The organism is Haloferula luteola (genome assembly GCF_014201715.1).
Classification (GTDB): Bacteria; Verrucomicrobiota; Verrucomicrobiia; order Verrucomicrobiales; family Akkermansiaceae; genus Haloferula; species Haloferula luteola.
This window is the reverse complement of sequence record NZ_JACHFD010000012.1, coordinates 63,497-81,916: the sequence shown is the minus strand read 5'-3', so window position 1 is coordinate 81,916 and position 18,420 is coordinate 63,497. Positions and strand designations below refer to the sequence as shown.

General features: G+C 59.2%; 12 protein-coding genes. 5 read left to right on the top strand and 7 right to left on the bottom strand.

Going from position 1 to position 18,420, the window contains the following annotated elements; all coding sequences use genetic code 11:
- Positions 1 to 14 precede the first annotated feature (14 nt).
- Positions 15 to 299, bottom strand: coding sequence for a 4a-hydroxytetrahydrobiopterin dehydratase (locus HNR46_RS12680; protein WP_184019367.1), 285 nt, complete (start codon positions 297 to 299; stop codon positions 15 to 17).
- 114 nt (positions 300 to 413) lie between these two features.
- On the opposite strand from HNR46_RS12680, the gene HNR46_RS12675 reads away from it, so the two are divergent.
- Both HNR46_RS12675 and HNR46_RS12670 read left to right on the top strand, forming a co-directional pair.
- Entirely contained in the window at positions 414 to 836 is a 423-nt protein-coding gene (locus HNR46_RS12675) for a hypothetical protein (protein WP_184019365.1), read from the top strand.
- A 49-nt stretch (positions 837 to 885) separates the two neighbouring features.
- Positions 886 to 1,536, top strand: a complete 651-nt coding sequence (locus HNR46_RS12670) for a L,D-transpeptidase (protein WP_184019363.1) — start codon at positions 886 to 888, stop codon at positions 1,534 to 1,536.
- 219 nt (positions 1,537 to 1,755) lie between these two features.
- Here HNR46_RS12670 and lepA read toward each other — a convergent pair whose 3' ends face one another.
- Complete coding sequence (gene lepA / locus HNR46_RS12665; protein ID WP_184019361.1) at positions 1,756 to 3,555, bottom strand: translation elongation factor 4; 1,800 nt, start codon at positions 3,553 to 3,555, stop codon at positions 1,756 to 1,758.
- A gap of 155 nt (positions 3,556 to 3,710) precedes the next feature.
- On the opposite strand from lepA, the gene HNR46_RS12660 reads away from it, so the two are divergent.
- Both HNR46_RS12660 and recG read left to right on the top strand, forming a co-directional pair.
- On the top strand, positions 3,711 to 5,018 hold the full coding sequence (locus HNR46_RS12660; RefSeq protein ID WP_184019359.1) for a hypothetical protein: 1,308 nt from the start codon (positions 3,711 to 3,713) through the stop codon (positions 5,016 to 5,018).
- A 3-nt stretch (positions 5,019 to 5,021) separates the two neighbouring features.
- Positions 5,022 to 7,067, top strand: a complete 2,046-nt coding sequence (gene recG, locus HNR46_RS12655; RefSeq protein ID WP_184019357.1) for an ATP-dependent DNA helicase RecG — start codon at positions 5,022 to 5,024, stop codon at positions 7,065 to 7,067.
- A gap of 73 nt (positions 7,068 to 7,140) precedes the next feature.
- On the opposite strand, the gene HNR46_RS12650 is transcribed toward recG, so the two are convergent.
- A complete protein-coding gene (locus tag HNR46_RS12650; RefSeq protein WP_184019356.1) occupies positions 7,141 to 7,647 on the bottom strand; it encodes an RNA recognition motif domain-containing protein in 507 nt (168 codons plus the stop codon).
- A gap of 153 nt (positions 7,648 to 7,800) precedes the next feature.
- Positions 7,801 to 8,301 (bottom strand): phage regulatory CII family protein, encoded by a 501-nt coding sequence (locus HNR46_RS12645; protein ID WP_184019354.1) that lies wholly within the window; start codon positions 8,299 to 8,301, stop codon positions 7,801 to 7,803.
- A gap of 189 nt (positions 8,302 to 8,490) precedes the next feature.
- Between HNR46_RS12645 and HNR46_RS12640 the strand changes: the two genes are divergently transcribed.
- Entirely contained in the window at positions 8,491 to 14,106 is a 5,616-nt protein-coding gene (locus HNR46_RS12640; RefSeq protein ID WP_184019352.1) for a LamG-like jellyroll fold domain-containing protein, read from the top strand.
- Positions 14,107 to 14,176: 70 nt separating this feature from the next.
- On the opposite strand, the gene dusB is transcribed toward HNR46_RS12640, so the two are convergent.
- Genes dusB through purM form a run of 3 tightly spaced genes read right to left on the bottom strand, consistent with a single transcriptional unit; the run spans position 14,177 to position 18,148 of the window.
- Positions 14,177 to 15,172, bottom strand: coding sequence for a tRNA dihydrouridine synthase DusB (dusB, locus tag HNR46_RS12635; RefSeq protein WP_184019350.1), 996 nt, complete (start codon positions 15,170 to 15,172; stop codon positions 14,177 to 14,179).
- A 47-nt stretch (positions 15,173 to 15,219) separates the two neighbouring features.
- A complete protein-coding gene (locus HNR46_RS12630) occupies positions 15,220 to 17,145 on the bottom strand; it encodes an amidophosphoribosyltransferase (RefSeq protein WP_184019348.1) in 1,926 nt (641 codons plus the stop codon).
- A 7-nt stretch (positions 17,146 to 17,152) separates the two neighbouring features.
- On the bottom strand, positions 17,153 to 18,148 hold the full coding sequence (purM, locus tag HNR46_RS12625; RefSeq protein WP_184019346.1) for a phosphoribosylformylglycinamidine cyclo-ligase: 996 nt from the start codon (positions 18,146 to 18,148) through the stop codon (positions 17,153 to 17,155).
- Positions 18,149 to 18,420 lie beyond the last annotated feature (272 nt).

Here is an 18,420-nt window from a genome sequence, read left to right as displayed (position 1 = left end):
GTGAGGAAGCAGGATCAGTCGACCTGGTTGTCAACCTTGTGAGCCAGGTCGAGATCCGAGGAGGTGAGGCCTCCTACATCATGGGTGGTCAGCGTGAGTGTCACCTTTGAATAGCGGATGAGGATGTCTGGATGGTGACCTTCCTCTTCAGCGATTTCCGCCACGTCATTGACGAAATCAATCGCCTCGTTGAAATCTTCAAACTCCACGGTTCGCACCAGGGTTTTGCCCTCGTGCTCCCAATCCGGGAGATGCTTGAGAGCGTCGGCAAGTTCTTCGGGGGAGAGGAGGTCATTCATGGGTCTTCCCATCCCATCAGCGCAGTGCCGGCCGAGCGCAAGCAGCTTTCGCGAAAGATTTCGCAGACCTGCCTCACCATTGCAGAATCTCTTCACCCCCGTTAGCTTCCTGCCATGAAATGGTTGCTCCTCCTGCTGCCCAGTGCGCTCTTTCTCGCCTCGTGCGTTCCCGCAACCCCGGAAACTCGCATTGCCAAAGCGCCCGCCACCTTCCAGGCGCTTAGCAACCGCCATCAGGAGTTGGTCCGGGAAGGTCGCATAGAAGACGGCATGAGCGCTGCCGCGGTCCGCCTCGCATGGGGAAAACCTTCCCGAGAATTCGAAGGCTCCCACGCCGGCAGGCCCACCCAAGTATGGGAATATGCGCGCAGCACTCCTGTCTATTCCACCAACCTCTACGGCGGGTATGGCTACTACCCCTATGGCTATCGCCGCTACTTTTTTGATCTCGGCCCAGAAATCTCCTACTTGCCCTCCCGGGTAGCGACCGTGTGGTTCGAGCGCGGCAAGGTGACTCAATGGGAACGGGTTCGTTGATCCCCATCCCTTGACGGATCCCGGTCCTAGGTCCTCCCCGCTCCCCTTCATGAAATTCTCTCTGCTGCTGTCAGCTCTGGTCGCAGGAACCCTCACGGCCTGCTCTTCCTCGCCGCCGCCAAACGGCTTGGAGGTCTATCAAGCCTACGACCGCCCCATCGAATCCCCCCGTGATGGGAGCCAAGTCCGGGTCGTCGTCTCGCTTTCGCGTCAGCGTGCCTACCTGATGGAAGGAGATCAGCCGCTATTCGTGATGCCCGTTTCCGTGGGTAGCGAGGCCACCCCCACCCCCACCGGCACCTTTCGAATCCGTGAAAAGGAAGAGCGCCGCCGCAGCACCACCGAAGGGTTTGCCGTCCGCCAGGGCAGCGCCAAAAAAGTCACCCGCCGCCGGCTCCCCAGCGGCTCCACCTTTGTGGGCCGCCCGCTGCCTTACTGGTGCGGATGGACTCCCAAGCTTGGTTTCCACACCGGCTGGATCAAACATGAAGCCTGCACCGATGGCTGCATCCGAATGCACGAAAACCTCGCGCCGAAATTTTTTGCCAAGGTCCGCGTCGGCACCCCGGTCGAAATCTCCGTCGCTCCTCCAGAAGACCTGCTCTATGGCACCATTCCACTGCCACCGGATGCCGGCCCCCTCCCCGACTACCCCGTAGAAACCTATCTCGGAGACGGCTACTTCGACCGCCACCGTTAGGGTGCGAGAACCCATTGCTCATCCGGCCAAATCCCTTCAGATCCAGCAGAGGGATCTCCCCCTGGTGTCCCTCGGCTCTTCGAGGTCGCTCAAACCGACCACCGTGGAATTCGAACGGGAAGCCGCCAGGAGAAAACGCTGCCTCTGCGAGCCATCCGCTTCACCCGGCATGCGAGAAGTCAGCCCATGGTCTGACCCTCCCCTCCAAGCAGGAACGCTTCAGTCCCCCGACTTCAGGACTTTGATGAACGCTTCCTGCGGGATGCTCACCTTCCCGAATTGCTTCATCTTTTCCTTACCCTTCTTCTGCTTCTCAAGGAGCTTCCGCTTCCGGGTGATGTCGCCGCCATAGCACTTGGCCGTGACGTTTTTGCGCATCGCGGAGATCCGCTCGGAAGCGACAATCTTCCCACCAATACACGCCTGGATGGCGACCACAAAGAGCTGCTGAGGAATCACTTCCTTCAATTTGAGCGCCAACGCTCGTCCGTAGCCCTCAGCCTTGTCGCGGTGAACGATCGTCGAAAAGGCTTCCACCGGCTCACTGGCGATCAGCATGTCCATCTTCACCATCTTGGCAGGACGGTAGCCGTGGTGCTCATAGTCCATCGAACCATACCCGCGGGTCATCGATTTCATCCGGTCATTGAAATCCACCAAAATCTCCGACAAGGGCAATTCACAGGTAAGCATCACCCGAGTGTCGTCGATCGTTTCCGTATGCACGACATCCCCGCGCTTCTCCATCACCAGCGCCATCATGTCGCCAATGTACTCACCGGGAATCATCAGGTACACCTTCACCATCGGCTCGCGGATCTCTTGGATTTCCTGCGGCTCCGGAAGAAAGGAGGGGTTGTCGACAATGACATCCTCCCCACTGGTCTTCGTCACCTCATAGATCACCGAAGGATAGGTGGAGATCACGTCCATGTTGAACTCCCGACGCAGCCGCTCCTGGATGATTTCCATGTGAAGCAGGCCAAGGAATCCGCAACGGAATCCGAAACCCAAAGCGGTCGAGCTTTCTGAAGAATAGGAGAAAGCCGCATCATTGATCTGCAGCTTGCCCATCGCCGTCTTCAAACCCTCATAGTCCGAGCTGTCCACCGGGTAGATTCCCGAAAAGACCATCGGCTGGATCTCCTTGTAGCCAGGGAGGGCCTCAGGACAGGGATGGGTCGCATCGGTCAGCGTATCCCCAATCTTCGCCTCATCCGCCGATTTCATGTTGGCGATCACGTAGCCCACATCACCCGCGATCAGCTCGTCACGCTCGGTCATTTTCGGCGTGAAAACCCCGACTTCCTTCACTTCATAGGTCTTTCCAGTGGCGAAAAGCTTGATTCTCTGGCGTTTCCGAATGGTCCCGGAAAAAACCCGCACATAGGAAATCACTCCGCGATAGGCATCGTAAACAGAATCGAACACGGAGGCGCGAAGAAGCTTGTCCTCGTTCTCGATGGGCGCAGGCACCCGAGCCACCACCGCCTCCAGAATCTCTTCAATGCCGATTCCATTTTTGGCGGAAGCAGGGATCGCGTCCTCTGCCGGGATTGCCAGAATGTCTTCCAACTGCTGCTTGCACTTATCGACGTCCGCAGCGGGCAGGTCGATTTTGTTGAGAACCGGAATGATGATCAGGTTCTGACCCATCGCCAAATGAAGATTGGCCATGGTCTGAGCCTCCACGCCCTGCGCCGCATCCACCATCAGGATCGCCCCCTCACACGCCGCCAGAGACCTCGCCACTTCGTAGGAAAAATCCACGTGCCCGGGAGTATCGAGAAGGTTGAGGCGATAGGTGACACCGTCCTTCGCAGTGTATTGCATCGCCACCGGATGGCTCTTGATGGTGATGCCTTTTTCCCGCTCCAAATCCATGGCATCCAGCAGCTGGTCCTGCTTCTCCCGCTCAGAAATCGTCTGGGTAAACTCCAGCAACCGGTCCGACAAGGTCGTCTTGCCGTGATCGATGTGAGCGATGATCGAGAAATTGCGTGTCAGTTCGGTAGCCATAGCGGATCGGCAAAGGTCCGTGGGCGGGACGGACGGGCGGATACAAGCCCCGCTTTTAGCCGAAAGCACGGAAAAAGAAAGGCGGACGTCCACCACCCCGGAAAAGGTACAGCGGGGCATTGCCCGCTGCGGATCAGATCTGATAGCCATGGCGAGTGAGCGAGCGTTACGAAATCCAAGAAATCCTGAGCCAGGACCATCACGGAGTCGTTTTCCAAGCCACGGACCGTGAGGAGCATCGACTCGTCGTGGTGCGCCGATTCTTTCCTTTCGGCCCCACTGGCGGCGGCCTTCAAGAAGAAGAGCGTGCCGCGTATTCCATCGCCTTGAGACGGCTTACTGAAGTCACGCACCCAGCCCTGCGCAGGGTGCTCGATGGGGGCACCGATCCCGTCGACGGCCTGCCGTTTCTCGTGACCGAGTGGCATGAGGGAACTCCGCTTTCGAAGTGCCTAGGCCAGTTGCAGGATCCCGTCGGCACGGCACGCCATCTCGTCCAGCTTGCCTTGGAGTCCAGCCTGCTCTTGTCCGAGGTATTCCAAGAAGAAGCCCTGTGGGTCGAAACCACTCCCGAATCGATCATCCTCGCCCACGATGGAAGTCACCCGGGGGTCACTTTTTGGATCTGCCCCACCCGATGGATAGGAAACTCCCGCATGCGGCAAGACCTCTCCCCCCTCCTCGCCCTGACGGAGGAAATCACCGGTTGGGCTGGTCACATGGTCTCCGACGGCGCCGGAAAAGGATTGGGCGCATGGGTCAATGCCCTTCGCAAAAACCCCGACTACTGGTCCATCACCGCCGCCCTTCACGCGCTCAATTCCCCCTACCCTCCGCTCGTCACTCCGGCTCCACCCTCGCCAGCTCCCACCGTTCGTCCGTTTCAAAAACGCTCCTCGACTCCCAGCCAACGCTGGCCATGGGTCTTCGCCGCCACCCTCGCGCTTGCAGCTGGCGTTCTGGTCTTCCTCCAACTTCAGCGCGTCGAGCAGGATCCACCGGCTCACGAACCACTCGCAGCCCCCTCAGCGCCCACCCGCGAGGCCAGGGAAATCCGCCCTGAGCAAGTGGCGGAAGAAGCCCGCAATGAACCCTCCAGAGACCCTGCAACAGCTCCTTCCACGGTCGACGATATCTCCGAAAAAGCGCGCCGGATGGCCCATGATCGGGCTCAGGCCCCTCTTTTCATCATCGGCAGACAGTATGAAATCCAAGGTGAAGTCGTCGAAACCACCTCCAGCCGTTCGGGGAGCACCGTCTATGCCTTAGTTCGTAGCGCTTCAGGAGATCAGCATTGGATCGGATTCCGTACCGAGAAGACCGCCCAATTCGGCCCCAAGACCATCGACACTCTCCTCCATCAATCGATCACCGCGAAAGGAAGGCTGCTCCGCGAGTCCTCCCCGCGAAAACAAATCTTCCTGATCGAGCAGGATTCGGACTTTCAACTGTCTCCTCCCTGAGCCGTGCTCGATGCCGATTCCGATCTCGCCACCGCGGGACTGATCCCCGCAAAGGAGGTCCTGGCACTCGCCGCGGCCGGACTGAAAACCGCCCGGGAGGTCATCAACGCACTCCCCCGGCGCTATGAAGACCGCCGTCGATTCGATGCATTTCCCGCGACCGCTGGCGGCGCTGCCATCTGCATTCGCGGCACCGTCATCGATACCCGAAATCGGTTTGGATCCCGTGCCCGCTTCTATGAGGCCGTCGTCGCAGACGTCGCTGGACAGGGGCTTGGTCCCGCAACCTTGACCTGTCGCTGGTTCAACATGCCGTTCCTTTCCAAGGTTCTGGCCGCAGGCCAAGAAATCGTCCTCCACGGCAAACCGAAAGAATTCCAAGGGCGGATCGTCATCGACCATCCCGAGTTTGAAGTCATTCGCCTCGAGAATGGACCCTCCATTCACTTGGAACGCATCGTCCCGATTTATCGCAATCTCTCCGGCATCCCCCAGCGCCGACTTCGCGAAATCCAGCACCTGCTCCTCGAAAACATCGACCCGGTTTCCTTGCAGGGTGACTTCGACGTCGATCCCACCTACCCGCGAGCCGATGCCTACCGCGAAGTCCACTTTCCAGAGTCCCTCGAACACGCCGATGCAGCGCGACGCCGCTTCGCTCTCGAAGAATTCTTCGAAGTCCAGCTGCAGGTCGTTTGGCGACGCCAGCGCATCCTCCATTCGAACGGTCGTGTTCTTGGGAAAAGCACACGCCTGCTGACGGAATTTCATGCGGCCCTGCCCTTCGAACTCACCGATGCCCAAAAGCGCTCGATCCGGGAAATCCTCCATGACATGCGCGAGCCTCGCCCCATGAATCGCCTCCTTCAGGGAGACGTCGGCTCAGGGAAAACCTTCGTCGCCATGGCTTCCATGCTCCTCGCCATCGAGTCTGGAGCCCAAGCCGCCCTCATGGCACCCACCCAGATCCTGGCGGAGCAACATTATCTCACCTTCCGAAAATGGCTCGATCCGCTCGGCGTACGCATCGCCCTTCGCACCGCCCATCGTCAGGAATCCAACCACCTTCCCATCGAAGGCGAAGCCCAGATCCTCATTGGGACCCACGCTCTCCTCTACGATGACGCCCTCTTTTCCGATCTGGGGCTCATCGTGATCGACGAGCAACACAAATTCGGCGTTCTCCAACGCGGCCGGCTCATCGAACAAGGCACCTGCCCTGATCTGCTAGTCATGACCGCCACCCCGATCCCCCGGACACTGACTCTCACCATCTACGGCGACCTCGACGTTTCGGTCCTCGACGAACGCCCCGCGGGCCGCGGCAAACGAGTCACCGCCCTCAGAGTCAAACCCAAGCAGGCAGACGTCAACGGCTTCGTGAAAGACCAACTGGCCGCCGGCCGCCAAGCCTACCTCGTCTACCCTCTCGTCGAAGAGAGCGAAAAACTGAAAATCGAGTCAGCCACCACAGCGCACGCCAAGTGGATCAAACGACTTCCTGCCTATCAGGTCGGCTTGCTCCATGGAAAAATTGAGTCCGAAGAAAAGGAATCCATCATGCGAAGATTCCGCGACGGGGAGATCCAGGTCCTGGTCGCCACCTCCGTCATCGAAGTGGGCGTCGACGTCCCCAACGCCAATCTGATGGTCATTCACCACGCCGAGCGCTTCGGATTAGCACAACTCCACCAACTCCGGGGGCGCATCGGCCGCGGCGAGCATAAAAGCTACTGCATCCTTCTCACCGACGGCAAATCCCCGGAAGCCATGGAGAAACTTCAGGTCATGGAGAAAACCTCTGATGGCTTCGTCATCGCCGAGGAGGACTTGCGGCTGCGCGGACCCGGAGACGTGCTCGGCACCCTCCAAAGTGGCCTCGGCGACTTCCGCTTCCCCGATTTTCTCGCCGATGTGGCACTGCTGCGTGAAGCCCGGGCATTGGCCGAACGGGTTCTCGAGGAAGACCCCTTGCTCAACGGTCCCCATGCCAGCCTGGCCAACCGCTGCGACCCCCTCACGGCCCCATCCACCCCAGGACGCGCCTAGGCATAAAAAACCCGGAGAAGCAGAACTTCCCCGGGTCATGAAAATTCGGTCCATCAAAGACCGGCAGGGTGCTTTACCACTCTTCGTCGAAGCTGCGCTTACCGCCGCCTCCACCGCCACCGTAGCCACCACGGCCACGACCCCGGCCACCGCCGTCATCGAAACCGCCACGGCCACCGCCACCGCCGCCACGGCGATCTCCGCCGAAGCCGCCACGGCCACCACCGCCGCCGCCGCCGCCACCACGGCGTTCACCGTAGCCGCCACCGCCGCCACGACGTTCTCCACCGAAGCCGCCACGACCACCACCGCCGCGTTGCTCGCCACCCCCACGGGGTTCGCGTGCTTCCGCCGCATTGATGCGCAGGGCACGGCCGCCAAAGTCCTGACCATTCAGGGCCTCGACTGCCAGGTTGACTTTTGCCGCGTCTTCCAGCGTCACGAAGCCGAAGCCTCGTGGTCGTCCAGTTTCACGGTCCGTGATCAGTTTCACCCGCTCCACCGGTCCAAATTCGGCGAAGAGCTGGGCCACCTCTTCCTCGGTGGCAGTGAAGGGCAGGTTGCCCACGTAGATGTCCATGTGTCGGTTGGTCTTAAACGCGCCATGTGGAGATAAGCCCGGCGGCGGCATGGCACGACCGACACGGGGCTGACCAGTGGCGAACACGCCCCGGTTATGGTGCTCGCTACACGGACCTCGCCTCGGTGGCAAGCACAGAAACACACGGAATTTTCATGCCGACCGATAAATCTCCGGTCCCTTCGATGGCGGCGGAATGCGACGCATCTTCTCAAAGTCCCCTTCTTCACAGCAACGCACGAATCCTTCCGCGTAACTTTTGAGCTTATCCCAGCAGTGCCGAATGTCCTTCGCCTCGTCCGAAGTGATCGAATCATCCGACGCCGCTTCCGCAATGCGTTGCAGCAAGCTCGAAAATTGCCCGACGATTTCATTCGTCGCCGGCAACACCTCATAGCCCTTTTCACAAAAGCTCTGCGGATTCCTCACGAAATACCCGCCATTCAATCGGCAAAGCCACTCAATGATGCCCGGGTCTCCGCTGAGCTCGACAATCTTCTGGATCCGGTCCAGCGGATTGCGACTGCCTGAGCCGTCTTCAGACTGCTTTTCCGCCCATTTGTAAACCAAGGACAGGGAGACTCCCAGGTCCGAGGCAATCGCCTTGGGACTTGTCTTGGCAAACGCTCTGCGCAGCACCTCGTGGCTTTCCATGGCCGGCAAACTATCAGGTCGCCCGCTGGAGCAAAGCATTTCCCGGTGTCCCATCATCTTTCGGCACGGCACCTCATTTCTCACTTCATGTGACGAAATCGCCACTCAGGGCCCTCCATCATTCCAATCTAAAACCTTTACAGGAACCGCTTCTTTCTTGTCGGCTATGAGAAACCCCAAAAACTCCTGATGTCTCCCCGACCTTCGAAAAACCCGGCGAAGGCACGCTTCCTTCGTGCCTTTCTTTTCGCGCCGGCCCTGATTCACCCGGTTTCTGCCGAGCTCATTCACCGCTGGTCATTGGATGAACCTGCCGGCGATGTCGTCTCCGGAACCCCGCTCACCGACACGGTTTCTGGTGCGATCGCGACCGTGGTGGGCGCCTATCAGACTCCCGCCCGCTTCACCGGAACCTCCCTCCGCCTGCCCGGCACCTCGAATGGCAATCACTCGCTCGGATTCCTTTCTGCCTACATCGACCTTCCCAATGGGATCATTTCGTCTCACGCCAACCTCTCCGTCGAAATCTGGGCCACTCCCCATTCCGTCACCGGCTATGATCGGCTCTTCGATTTCGGCAGAACCAATCTCACCCACGGTCCCAGTGCCGAACCAGGTGAACTCGTTCCCATCAACGGCCAAGGGCAAACCCCAGGGTCCACCAACTCCGACGACTCGATCTACTACAGCTTCAGCATCGGCGACGATGCCAATGGTCAACGGCTCGATGCCGTCATCAACGACGACGACTCCAATCCCAATCTCTACTACGACGCCAGCCAAGTCACCACTCTCGGCACCGAGTACTACTATGTCCTGACCTTCGAAGATGGCGTCGGCACCTACGGTGCCAGTGGCGGCCGGGTCACTTGGTACCGTGATGCCACCGTCGTCCACACCGCCGATGTCGCCTTTCGACTCCAGGACCTCGAAGACGTGAACAACTGGCTAGGACGATCCCAGTGGACTGACGATTGGAATGCAGATGCCTCTTACGACGAAATTCGGATCTACGACCACGTCCTCTCGACCGCGGAAATCTCCGGTCATCTAACGGCAGGGCCCGATTCCCTCGTCGACCCCGATACCGATGACGACGGCCTCGTCGATCTCTTCGAGGACCAGTACTTCGGCAACCATGACGGCACCGCCAGCGAGTCCGAGCTTGCCCTCTACAGCGGAGAAGATGACCCCGACAACGACGGGTTTTCCAATCTCCAGGAACAGCAGATCGGCACCGATCCCACCGATCCGACCTCACCCCCTCCCGCTCCCACTCCCGATCACCTCTGGACCTTCACTCATCAGGCCAATTCCGCTGCAGAATCCGGAATTTCCTTCACCGATGAAATGGGAAGCTCATGGGAAATCACCCTGCGCGGCAATGGCGGTCAACTCGATGGGCGCCAAGTCATCCTTCCCGGAAGCACCACCGGCAACCAACCCGAATCCGCCATCTCCGCCTACCTCGATCTCTCCAATGGCGTGGTCTCTGCCAGCCCAAGCGTAACCTTCGAAGCCTGGGCCACCCCGGTTTCCTCCAAAACTTGGCAACGGCTCTTCGATTTCGGCCGCTGTGTCCAATCGCACGGCACAGGCGCCGCTGAAGGCGAAATCCTCGATGACAACGCAGCACCTGGCCTCACTGGGGCTTGGGACAATCTCAGCCTCACCTTCAACAACAACAACGACTTCAATACCCAACAACTCGAGGGCGAATACGACGACCTGGGACCCGTCTACACCACCTCCACAGCCACCACCCTCGCCGGACAGGAGTATCACTACGCTCTCGTGGTCGAAGACGGTGTCGGCGAGCTCGGCTCCTCAGGTTGCCGAGTAACTTGGTACCGCGATGGCGTTCTGCAAAACTCCGACGACTTCGCCTTTCGCCTCGTCGACATGGAAGACGTCAACAACTGGATCGGACGGTCCATGTATACCGGCGACTCGAACTCCAATCTCGCCCTGAACGAACTGCGCATTTACCGACGCGCCCTCAGTCAGCAGGAAATCCAGTCGAGCTTGCTGATCGGGCCCGATCCCTCTTCCGGCCCCGAAGAGCCCCCAACACCCGCCCCGGTCCCGGTCCGCCGATGGAATTTCAATACCGCGGCCGGCAACGCACCAGAGGGCACCCTATTTCTCGACGAGGCCACTGGCGAACCCGCCGTCGTCCACGGACAAGGCGGCCTGCTCACCGGGAGCGAGTTGCTGATCGGTGATGACGGCTCCGGCAACCGTGACACCACCAATGGAACCCAAACAGCCAGCAACATCTCCAGCTATCTGGAACTGCCGAATGGCTTTCTCCAGTCCTTCACCAATCTCACCCTCGAAGCATGGATCACTCCTCGCAGCTCCGGCACCTGGCAGCGGGTCTGGGACTTCGGCAACTGCAGCGTCACCTCGGGCCCGGGCGCTGAGGAGGGCGAAATTGTCGACACCACCACCGCGCCCGCCGGCTTCAACGCCAACGACAACCTTTTCCTCTCCCTCAACAACAACGGCACGCTTGGCTCGCACCGACTCGGCGGAAAATTGGACGGAGGCACCGAAACGCAATCCGATACCGACCTCTCTTCCATCACCAACACCGGCGAAGAATACCACTTCATAATGACCGTCACCGATGGCGCCGGAACCTACGCCAGTTCAGGTTGCCAGGTGAAATGGTTCCGCGACGGCGTGCTCTACGGCTCGATCGATCTCGCTTTTCACCTCCAGGACATGGAGGACGTCAACAACTGGATCGGTCGTTCGAACTGGTCGGCGGATCAAAACTCCCACCTCTCAATCAATGAGCTTCGCGTCTACGATCGCGCCGTTTCGCTCGCTGAAATCAAGGCCTCCCTAGAGGCCGGTGCGGACACTTCATACGACCCTCCCGTGGCGCTCGACGACTCATCCACCCTCCACCCCGGACAAAAGGTTCGAATCCCCGTGACCGCCAACGATTCGGGGAGTCCCGACTCGACCACCCTCACCATCCTCACGGCCCCGGCGCACGGCACCGCCGAAGTTCACGCCGATGGCACCATTCTCTACACCCATGACGGCTCCGAATTTCCCAGCGACGTCCTCACCTACACAGTGGCCAACCTGGGCGGGACCTCCAATGTCGCCACCGTCCACATCTCCCTCACCACTTCCTTGCGCATCGCCAACCCCGAATGGTCGATGCCTTCATCCCCTCCATCCACCGCCTGGGATCTCGTCGATGCCCTACCAGGACTCACGTTCAACGAGCCCCTATGCCTCACCTCCCTACCTGGCGATGCCCGCCAGCTCTACGTTTGTGAGCGCATGGCGAAAATCCAAAGGGTGGACGACGTCAGCTCACTCAGCCCTGCGAAGAACCTCTTCCTCGATCTCCAGCAAGTCGTCGCCAATGCCCCCATAGGCACCGAACCCGAAACCATCGAAGGTGGCGGAAATGCTGAACACGGGCTCCTCGGACTCGCCTTCCACCCAAATTACGCCAACAACCGTACCTTTTTCGTCGCCTACACCATTCGCAAAAACGGGGGCTCCTACTACCAGAGAATTGCCCGCTTTGAGGCGGATCCTGACGATCCCACCGTCGCTGATCCCAACTCTCAAGTCGTACTCATCGAACAACTGGATGAGGGCGCGAACCACAATGGAGGCGACCTCCACTTTGGCCCCGACGGCTACCTTTACTACGCAGCGGGCGACGAAGAGAACGCCCCACGAGGCCAGCTCAACAGCCAGAAGATCGATGGCGATTTCTTCAGCGGCATTTTCCGCCTCGATGTCGATCTCGAAGCCGAAGACAACACCGAAGCCGATGGAACGGGATCGGACGATGACAGCCTTCCTCCGAATGCCCACGATGCAGTCATCCTTCACAATGGACATGCCGCCTACGAGGTCCCCATCGACAATCCCTTTGTCTCCACCAATCTCGGCGGTGACTGGGACGGCACCTACAATGGCAGCCCGGTCACCGGCACCGTCCGCACCGAATTCTGGGCGACCGGCCTGCGTCACGTTTGGCGAATGTCTTTCGACTCCGCAACCGGAGATCTCTGGGCAGGCGATGTCGGACAAGTTACCTACGAGGAAATCGATAAAATCGAACGCGGAGTGAACTACGGTTGGGCCTATCGCGAAGGAGCACACGATTTCAATGGCTCCCTCGGAACGGCCCCCACCGACTGGACCAGCACCGACCCCATCTACGAATACGTTCATACGGCAATCGAAGGAGGAGATGCGAATTTCAAAGGCAACTCGGTTTGCGGAGGCTCGGTTTATCGCGGCTCACGTTTTCCCGATCTCTACGGCACCTACATCTTCTGCGATTCCACTTCGGGCCACGTTTGGCAGATGGACACCACGACCGGTTCCACCTCCCGCATCGCCGGACTTGCCGGTGCCTACGGAGTCTTCTCCTCCATGGGAGTCGACCCCTCGAATCAGGACATCCTCTTCTGCGCCTACCTCACCGGAAAAATCATGCGTCTGACTTCAGGCAGCGATCTTACCGCCGGCTTTCCACAAACCCTCAGCGAAACCGGACTGTTCGCCGATCTCTCCGACCTTTCTCCCGCACCGGGGATGCTCCCCGTTGAGCCCAACCTTCGATTCTGGAGCGACTACGCCGAGAAAACTCGCTGGTTCGGCATTCCAGATGGGACCAGCCAAATGACCTGGCAAGAAGAGGGCCCCTGGACCTATCCCAGCGGGATGGTGTGGGTGAAACATTTCGACCTCGCTCTGACTCGCGACGATCCATCCACCCACAAACGCATTGAAACCCGAGTCCTCGTCAAAACTGACGATGGCGTTTATGGCGTAAGCTACCGCTGGAACGACGATAGCAGCGAAGCCTACCTCGTCGAGGACGCCGGGGCCGAATTCGATCTTGAGATCGACGATCACGGCACCCCGCATACCCAGCATTGGACCATTCCCGGACGAACCAGCTGCCTCACTTGTCACGATGGACGCCCACTTTCATTCTACACTCGTCAGTTGAACCACACCTTCACCATGGCCGGCATGACCGGCAACCAGCTCGATTTGCTCTCCGCTGGCGGTTACTTCTCCAACACCCCCTACGACTCCACGACCTTGGCTTTTCACGTCCGGCCAGACGAAACGCAATATCCCCTTGAACAGCGCGTCCGCTCCTACCTGGATGTGAACTGCGCCTATTGCCATCACCAAGGTGGAAGCGTCAGTGGATTCTGGGACGGCCGGGAACAACTCAGCCTGGAGGAAACCGGCATCATCAATGTCCCGCCCGTTCAAAACATCGGCAGTAGCCTGAACAAATACATCGTTCCGGGCGACGCCCTCCACAGCGTGATCCTCCAAAGAGCGGCAGCCACCAATGGGTTCACTAGAATGCCACCTCTGGCCTCCGCCGAAATCGATCCTGAAGGCATCGCTCTCCTCACTGAATGGATTCAGAGCGGACTTCCAGAAGATCGCCTCTATGACGACTGGGCCCAGATGAACGGAGTCTCGGGCCCCCGCGACGCGGATGACGACGGCGATGGACGCAGCAACCACGATGAGTTCCTGCTCGGAAGCGGGCCCCTCTCTGGAGTTCAATCCACGCCGCTTGTCTGGGAAAGCGGCCAACTTCGCTTCACCCGCCAACCCTTTCGGATCTACGACATCGAGACGAGTAGCGACCTCAGCTCCTGGCTCTCATGGGATGCTTCCGAAAATGTCTACAGCTACGGATCAGAACCGGAACTTGAGGAAATCCCCGCTCCCACCGGTGACACCGCACATCAGTATTTCCGGCTCCGCGTCAGCGAACCCTAACCCCCATGCCTATCGCCCCTGAAAACTCGCGGAGTTCGGGGGCACCTTGAGCGAGGGCCTGAACTGACCGCTAAGCCACTTCTCCCGCTGGGTGGGACATGGACCACTCGGCGATCTCCTCGACCTGGGCGACACTTTCCACCTTCGCCAATCGTTGTCGCAGTTCCTTCGCTCCGGGAAACCCCTTGCAATAAGCCATCAAACGCGCCCGCATCGCCATGATGGCATGCCGCTCAGTCCCATAGCGGCGGCTTTCCGCCGCCAACCGGCAGTGGCGCATCACCAACTGCCAACGCTCCTCCAGAGGAACGCCAGGGAGCGCATTCCCTGTTCGGAGGAAGTGCTTCGCCTCTTGAAAAACCCATGGATTTTGCATCGCAGCCCGCCCGATCATGACCCCGCTGACCGCAGTTTCGCGCTGCCTCCGGGCGACATCTTCACCACAGCTGATGTCGCCGTTGCCAATCACCGGAACCGTGACCGCCCTCGCGCAGGCATCAATCGTTTCCCAACAAGCCTCCCCACCATACCCCTGCGACCGGGTTCGCCCGTGGATCGCAATCGCCTGCATCCCACAGTCTTCAAGACGCCGACTGACATCCACCGCATTGATGGTCTTTTCATCCCACCCAATCCGGATTTTTGCGGTCACCGGCACCACGCCCTCACAGGCTTCGGCGACGCCCCGTGCCACACTCTCCAACAACGGGCAGTCCTTCAACAGCGAAGACCCACCGTTCTTCGAGACCACCTTGTTGACCGGGCAACCAAAATTGATATCGATGAAATCCGGGCGCTTCCACTCCACCACCTTCCGCGCCGCTTCGCCCATCCGCACGCCGTCAGCTCCAAATAGCTGCACGCCGACGGGACGCTGCTCATCCGTGAACTCGGTATACTTCCTCGTTCGCTCGTCCGCCTGCATGATCCCTTCCGCCGAAACAAACTCGGTGACCATCACATCCGCACCCAGCTCCTTGCAGATTTGCCGGAACACGACATCGGTGACCCCAGCCATGGGGGCGAGGTAGAGAGGAAACGCGTCGTTTTCGAACCAGGAGAGCACGCCGGAACCTACGGACCGAGAGCCCGACGCGCAACCCCGCGAAATCATCAAAGGGGGAGGTCGTAACTGCGACCACCTACCCCGTCATACCAACGCAAATACGCGGCGTTGACGGTGGCAAATCCACCCGCAGTGGGGTAATTGCCTGTGAAATACCAATCCCCGCAGGGCCCGCCGATCGCCTCGTGGAGGTTCTCGATCGTCTGGAACAGGACTTGGACATCCCCCTTCCAATCGCATTCCTCAGGCGTCACCATGCGACTGATCTCTGCCGAAATCTCCTCATCGGAAAACGCAGCGTAGACCTTCTTCACCGCATTGCGCATTTCAGAAGGAGGCTTCGAAAGCTCTCGACGGCAATCATCGTACACCTCGTCGAGCAAGGACTGCCGCCCCGCCTTTCGATGCAGAGCCACCGCAGCCTGGAAGGCAATGAACTTGCCCAACTCCGACATATCGATGCCGTAGCAATCGGGATATCGAATCTGTGGAGCCGTCGAGCAGACCACGATCTTACGAGGATGGGTGCGGGCCAGAATCTTGAGAATCGACTTCTTCAGAGTCGTGCCGCGAACAATCGAGTCGTCCAAAGCGACCAAAGCATCCCCCTCTTCCACCATCCCGTAGGTGATGTCATAAACGTGGGAAACCAGCTGATCGCGACCCTTCTCCTGCGCAATGAAGGTGCGCATCTTGATGTCCTTGTGGGCGATTTTCTCTCCCCGCGGCCAATTCCGCATCACGAGCTCGTCGATCATGGAGGAGTCAAGATTCCCCTCCTCCATCGCCTTGAGCAGGGCCTCTCGAACCTCTTCCCGGCGAAACATCCGGAGACCATCCATCAAGCCGTACCACGCCGTCTCCGCCGTGTTGGGGATGAAAGAGAAAACCGCCTTGTCCACCGCCCCACCGATCGCATCGACGACCTGCGGGACGAGGGCAGCGCCCATCTTTTTGCGCTCCTTGTAGATCTCCGGATCGTTGCCACGAGAGAAATAAATCCTCTCGAATGAGCAGGGGTAGATCGGCCCTTCCTCGGCGAATCTCGCCTCAATCTTGGTTCCGTCCGATTTGATCGTCACCACCGATCCCGGCTCCAACGACTGGACTTGATCTTCGGAAGCTTCGAACACCGTCATCAACGGCACCCGCTCCGAAGCAAAGGCAATCACTTCGTCCGTCACCAGCATGTGGCAAGGGCGGATCCCATGGGGATCGCGCATGACGAACATGTCGCCGTTTCCAACCACTCCACAGATGGCATAGCCTCCATCCCACTGACCCGCCGATCGCCGTACCAGATCGACCAAGTCGAGCCGCTCGGAAATCAAATTCGGAATGTCGGACCCATCGACCCCTTTGTCGCGCAATTCGCGATAAAGATCGGTGTGTTCTTCATCGAGATGGAACCCGATCTCCTCGAGCACCGTTTGAGTGTCGGTTCCAAAAACTGGATGCTGACCCCGTTCAATAAGTACCCGGTTCAACTGACCGGCATTTGTCATGTTGAAATTGCCCATCACCATCAAGGTTCGGGTGGGCCAATTGCTGCGGCGCAAGTACGGGTGGCAGGAACCCTCCTCGAATCCCCCGGACGTTCCGTAGCGCAAATGCCCAATCAGGATCTCTCCGCCGAAGTCGAACTTCCGCTTCACATCTTCGGGATTCTCCGGATCGAGAAGGCCCTTCCGTACCATCTTATGGAAGGCCTTCATCTCCTTCCGGAAGACATTCGCCAGAGCATCCTTCTCCGCACTGCGTCGACGGAAAACATACGGATCCCCGAGCGGCATGCCGATCTTACTCGAACCAATGCCGATGCCGTCCTGCCCGCGGTTGTGCTGCTTCTCCATCAGGAGAAACAGCTTATTGAAGCCCCACAGAGCCGTTCCGTAACGATCTTTGTAGTAAGCCAACGGCTTGCGCAATCGCACGGCAGCGATCCCGCACTCGTGTTTGAGAAAATCACTCATGGCTTCATCACTCGCCGGAAACCCGGACGCGCACGCCTTCTTGCTCCACCATGGTTCCGATCACCACTCCACCCGGCCCGGCCGAAAGAGCGGCATCGACTTGGTCTGGCGAAACAATCGCCACCCAACCTATTCCCATGTTGAAGGTGTGGAACCGATCTTCCGGATCCACGTGCCGATAAAGCTTCTCAATACCTGGAAGGTTCCAAGCAGGAATCTCCAAGTCCGCTCCGCAGCCGCGGAAAAGTCGCTCAAGATTCTCCGGCAACCCTCCCCCCGTAATGTGAGCCATCGCTTTGGGCACCACCTGCCCCGCACGAAGACCGTTCACCACGTCGTGATAAAGCCGTGTCGGCTGCAACCAGGCATGAAGTTCTTCCTCCGTCACCTCTTCCGGAAACTCCCGTAAAACCCGCCGCACCAAGCTCCATCCGTTGGCGTGAATGCTGTCAGAGGCGTAACCAATCAACACATCCCCAACCGCAATGGTCGTGGGGTCGATCATCTCACTCTTCTCCACACAGCCAATGCAGAATCCGGACAGCTCAATCACGCCCTCAGGCACAATCCCCGGCATCTCCGCCGTCTCGCCGCCCGCCAGAATGCACTGGCACGCCTCAAGGTAGTCCGCCATCCCCCCGATCAGGCGAGTGATGCGATCCTCGTCCAATGCGGCAATGCCAATGTAGTCGAGAAACAGCAAAGGATCTCCCCCGGTGGTCAGAATGTCGTTCACACTCATCGCCACCAGGTCCTTGCCGGCGATCTCAAGAAGATCGTGCTCGAGTAACAACTCAAGCTTCGTCCCGACGCCATCGCAACCGGTCACCATGACGGGTTGGCGATAAGCACTCAAATCGTAGGCGGCGGCAAACAAGCCGAAAGCTCCCATGAGCTTCCGCTGTTGCTGGGTCCGCTCCACGTGACTCCGGATGTCCCCGACAAGGGCTGCTGCCCTCCGCGTGTCCACCCCCGCTTGCTGGTAAGTCAATTTTCCGGCCATGCGCTCGCTGCTGGTGGCGGGGTTGTGACAGCCCCCCCCGCACCCGTCACGAAGAAAAGACCGTCCACCTTATCCTCCGGATCGCGTACTTCCACGCATCCCGTCCGCCACTTTTTAAAAAAACCCATCTCCAGCCTCATCGCCACCCAAAATCCTGCGAACTCATTCCGATTTTTTTAACCTTCAAAAAATCTTTCCCCCGGCCGATCCGCTCAATCTCAGAAACTTCACGGTCTTTCCCTGATCCGTGAGGCTAAAATTTCTTGATATTT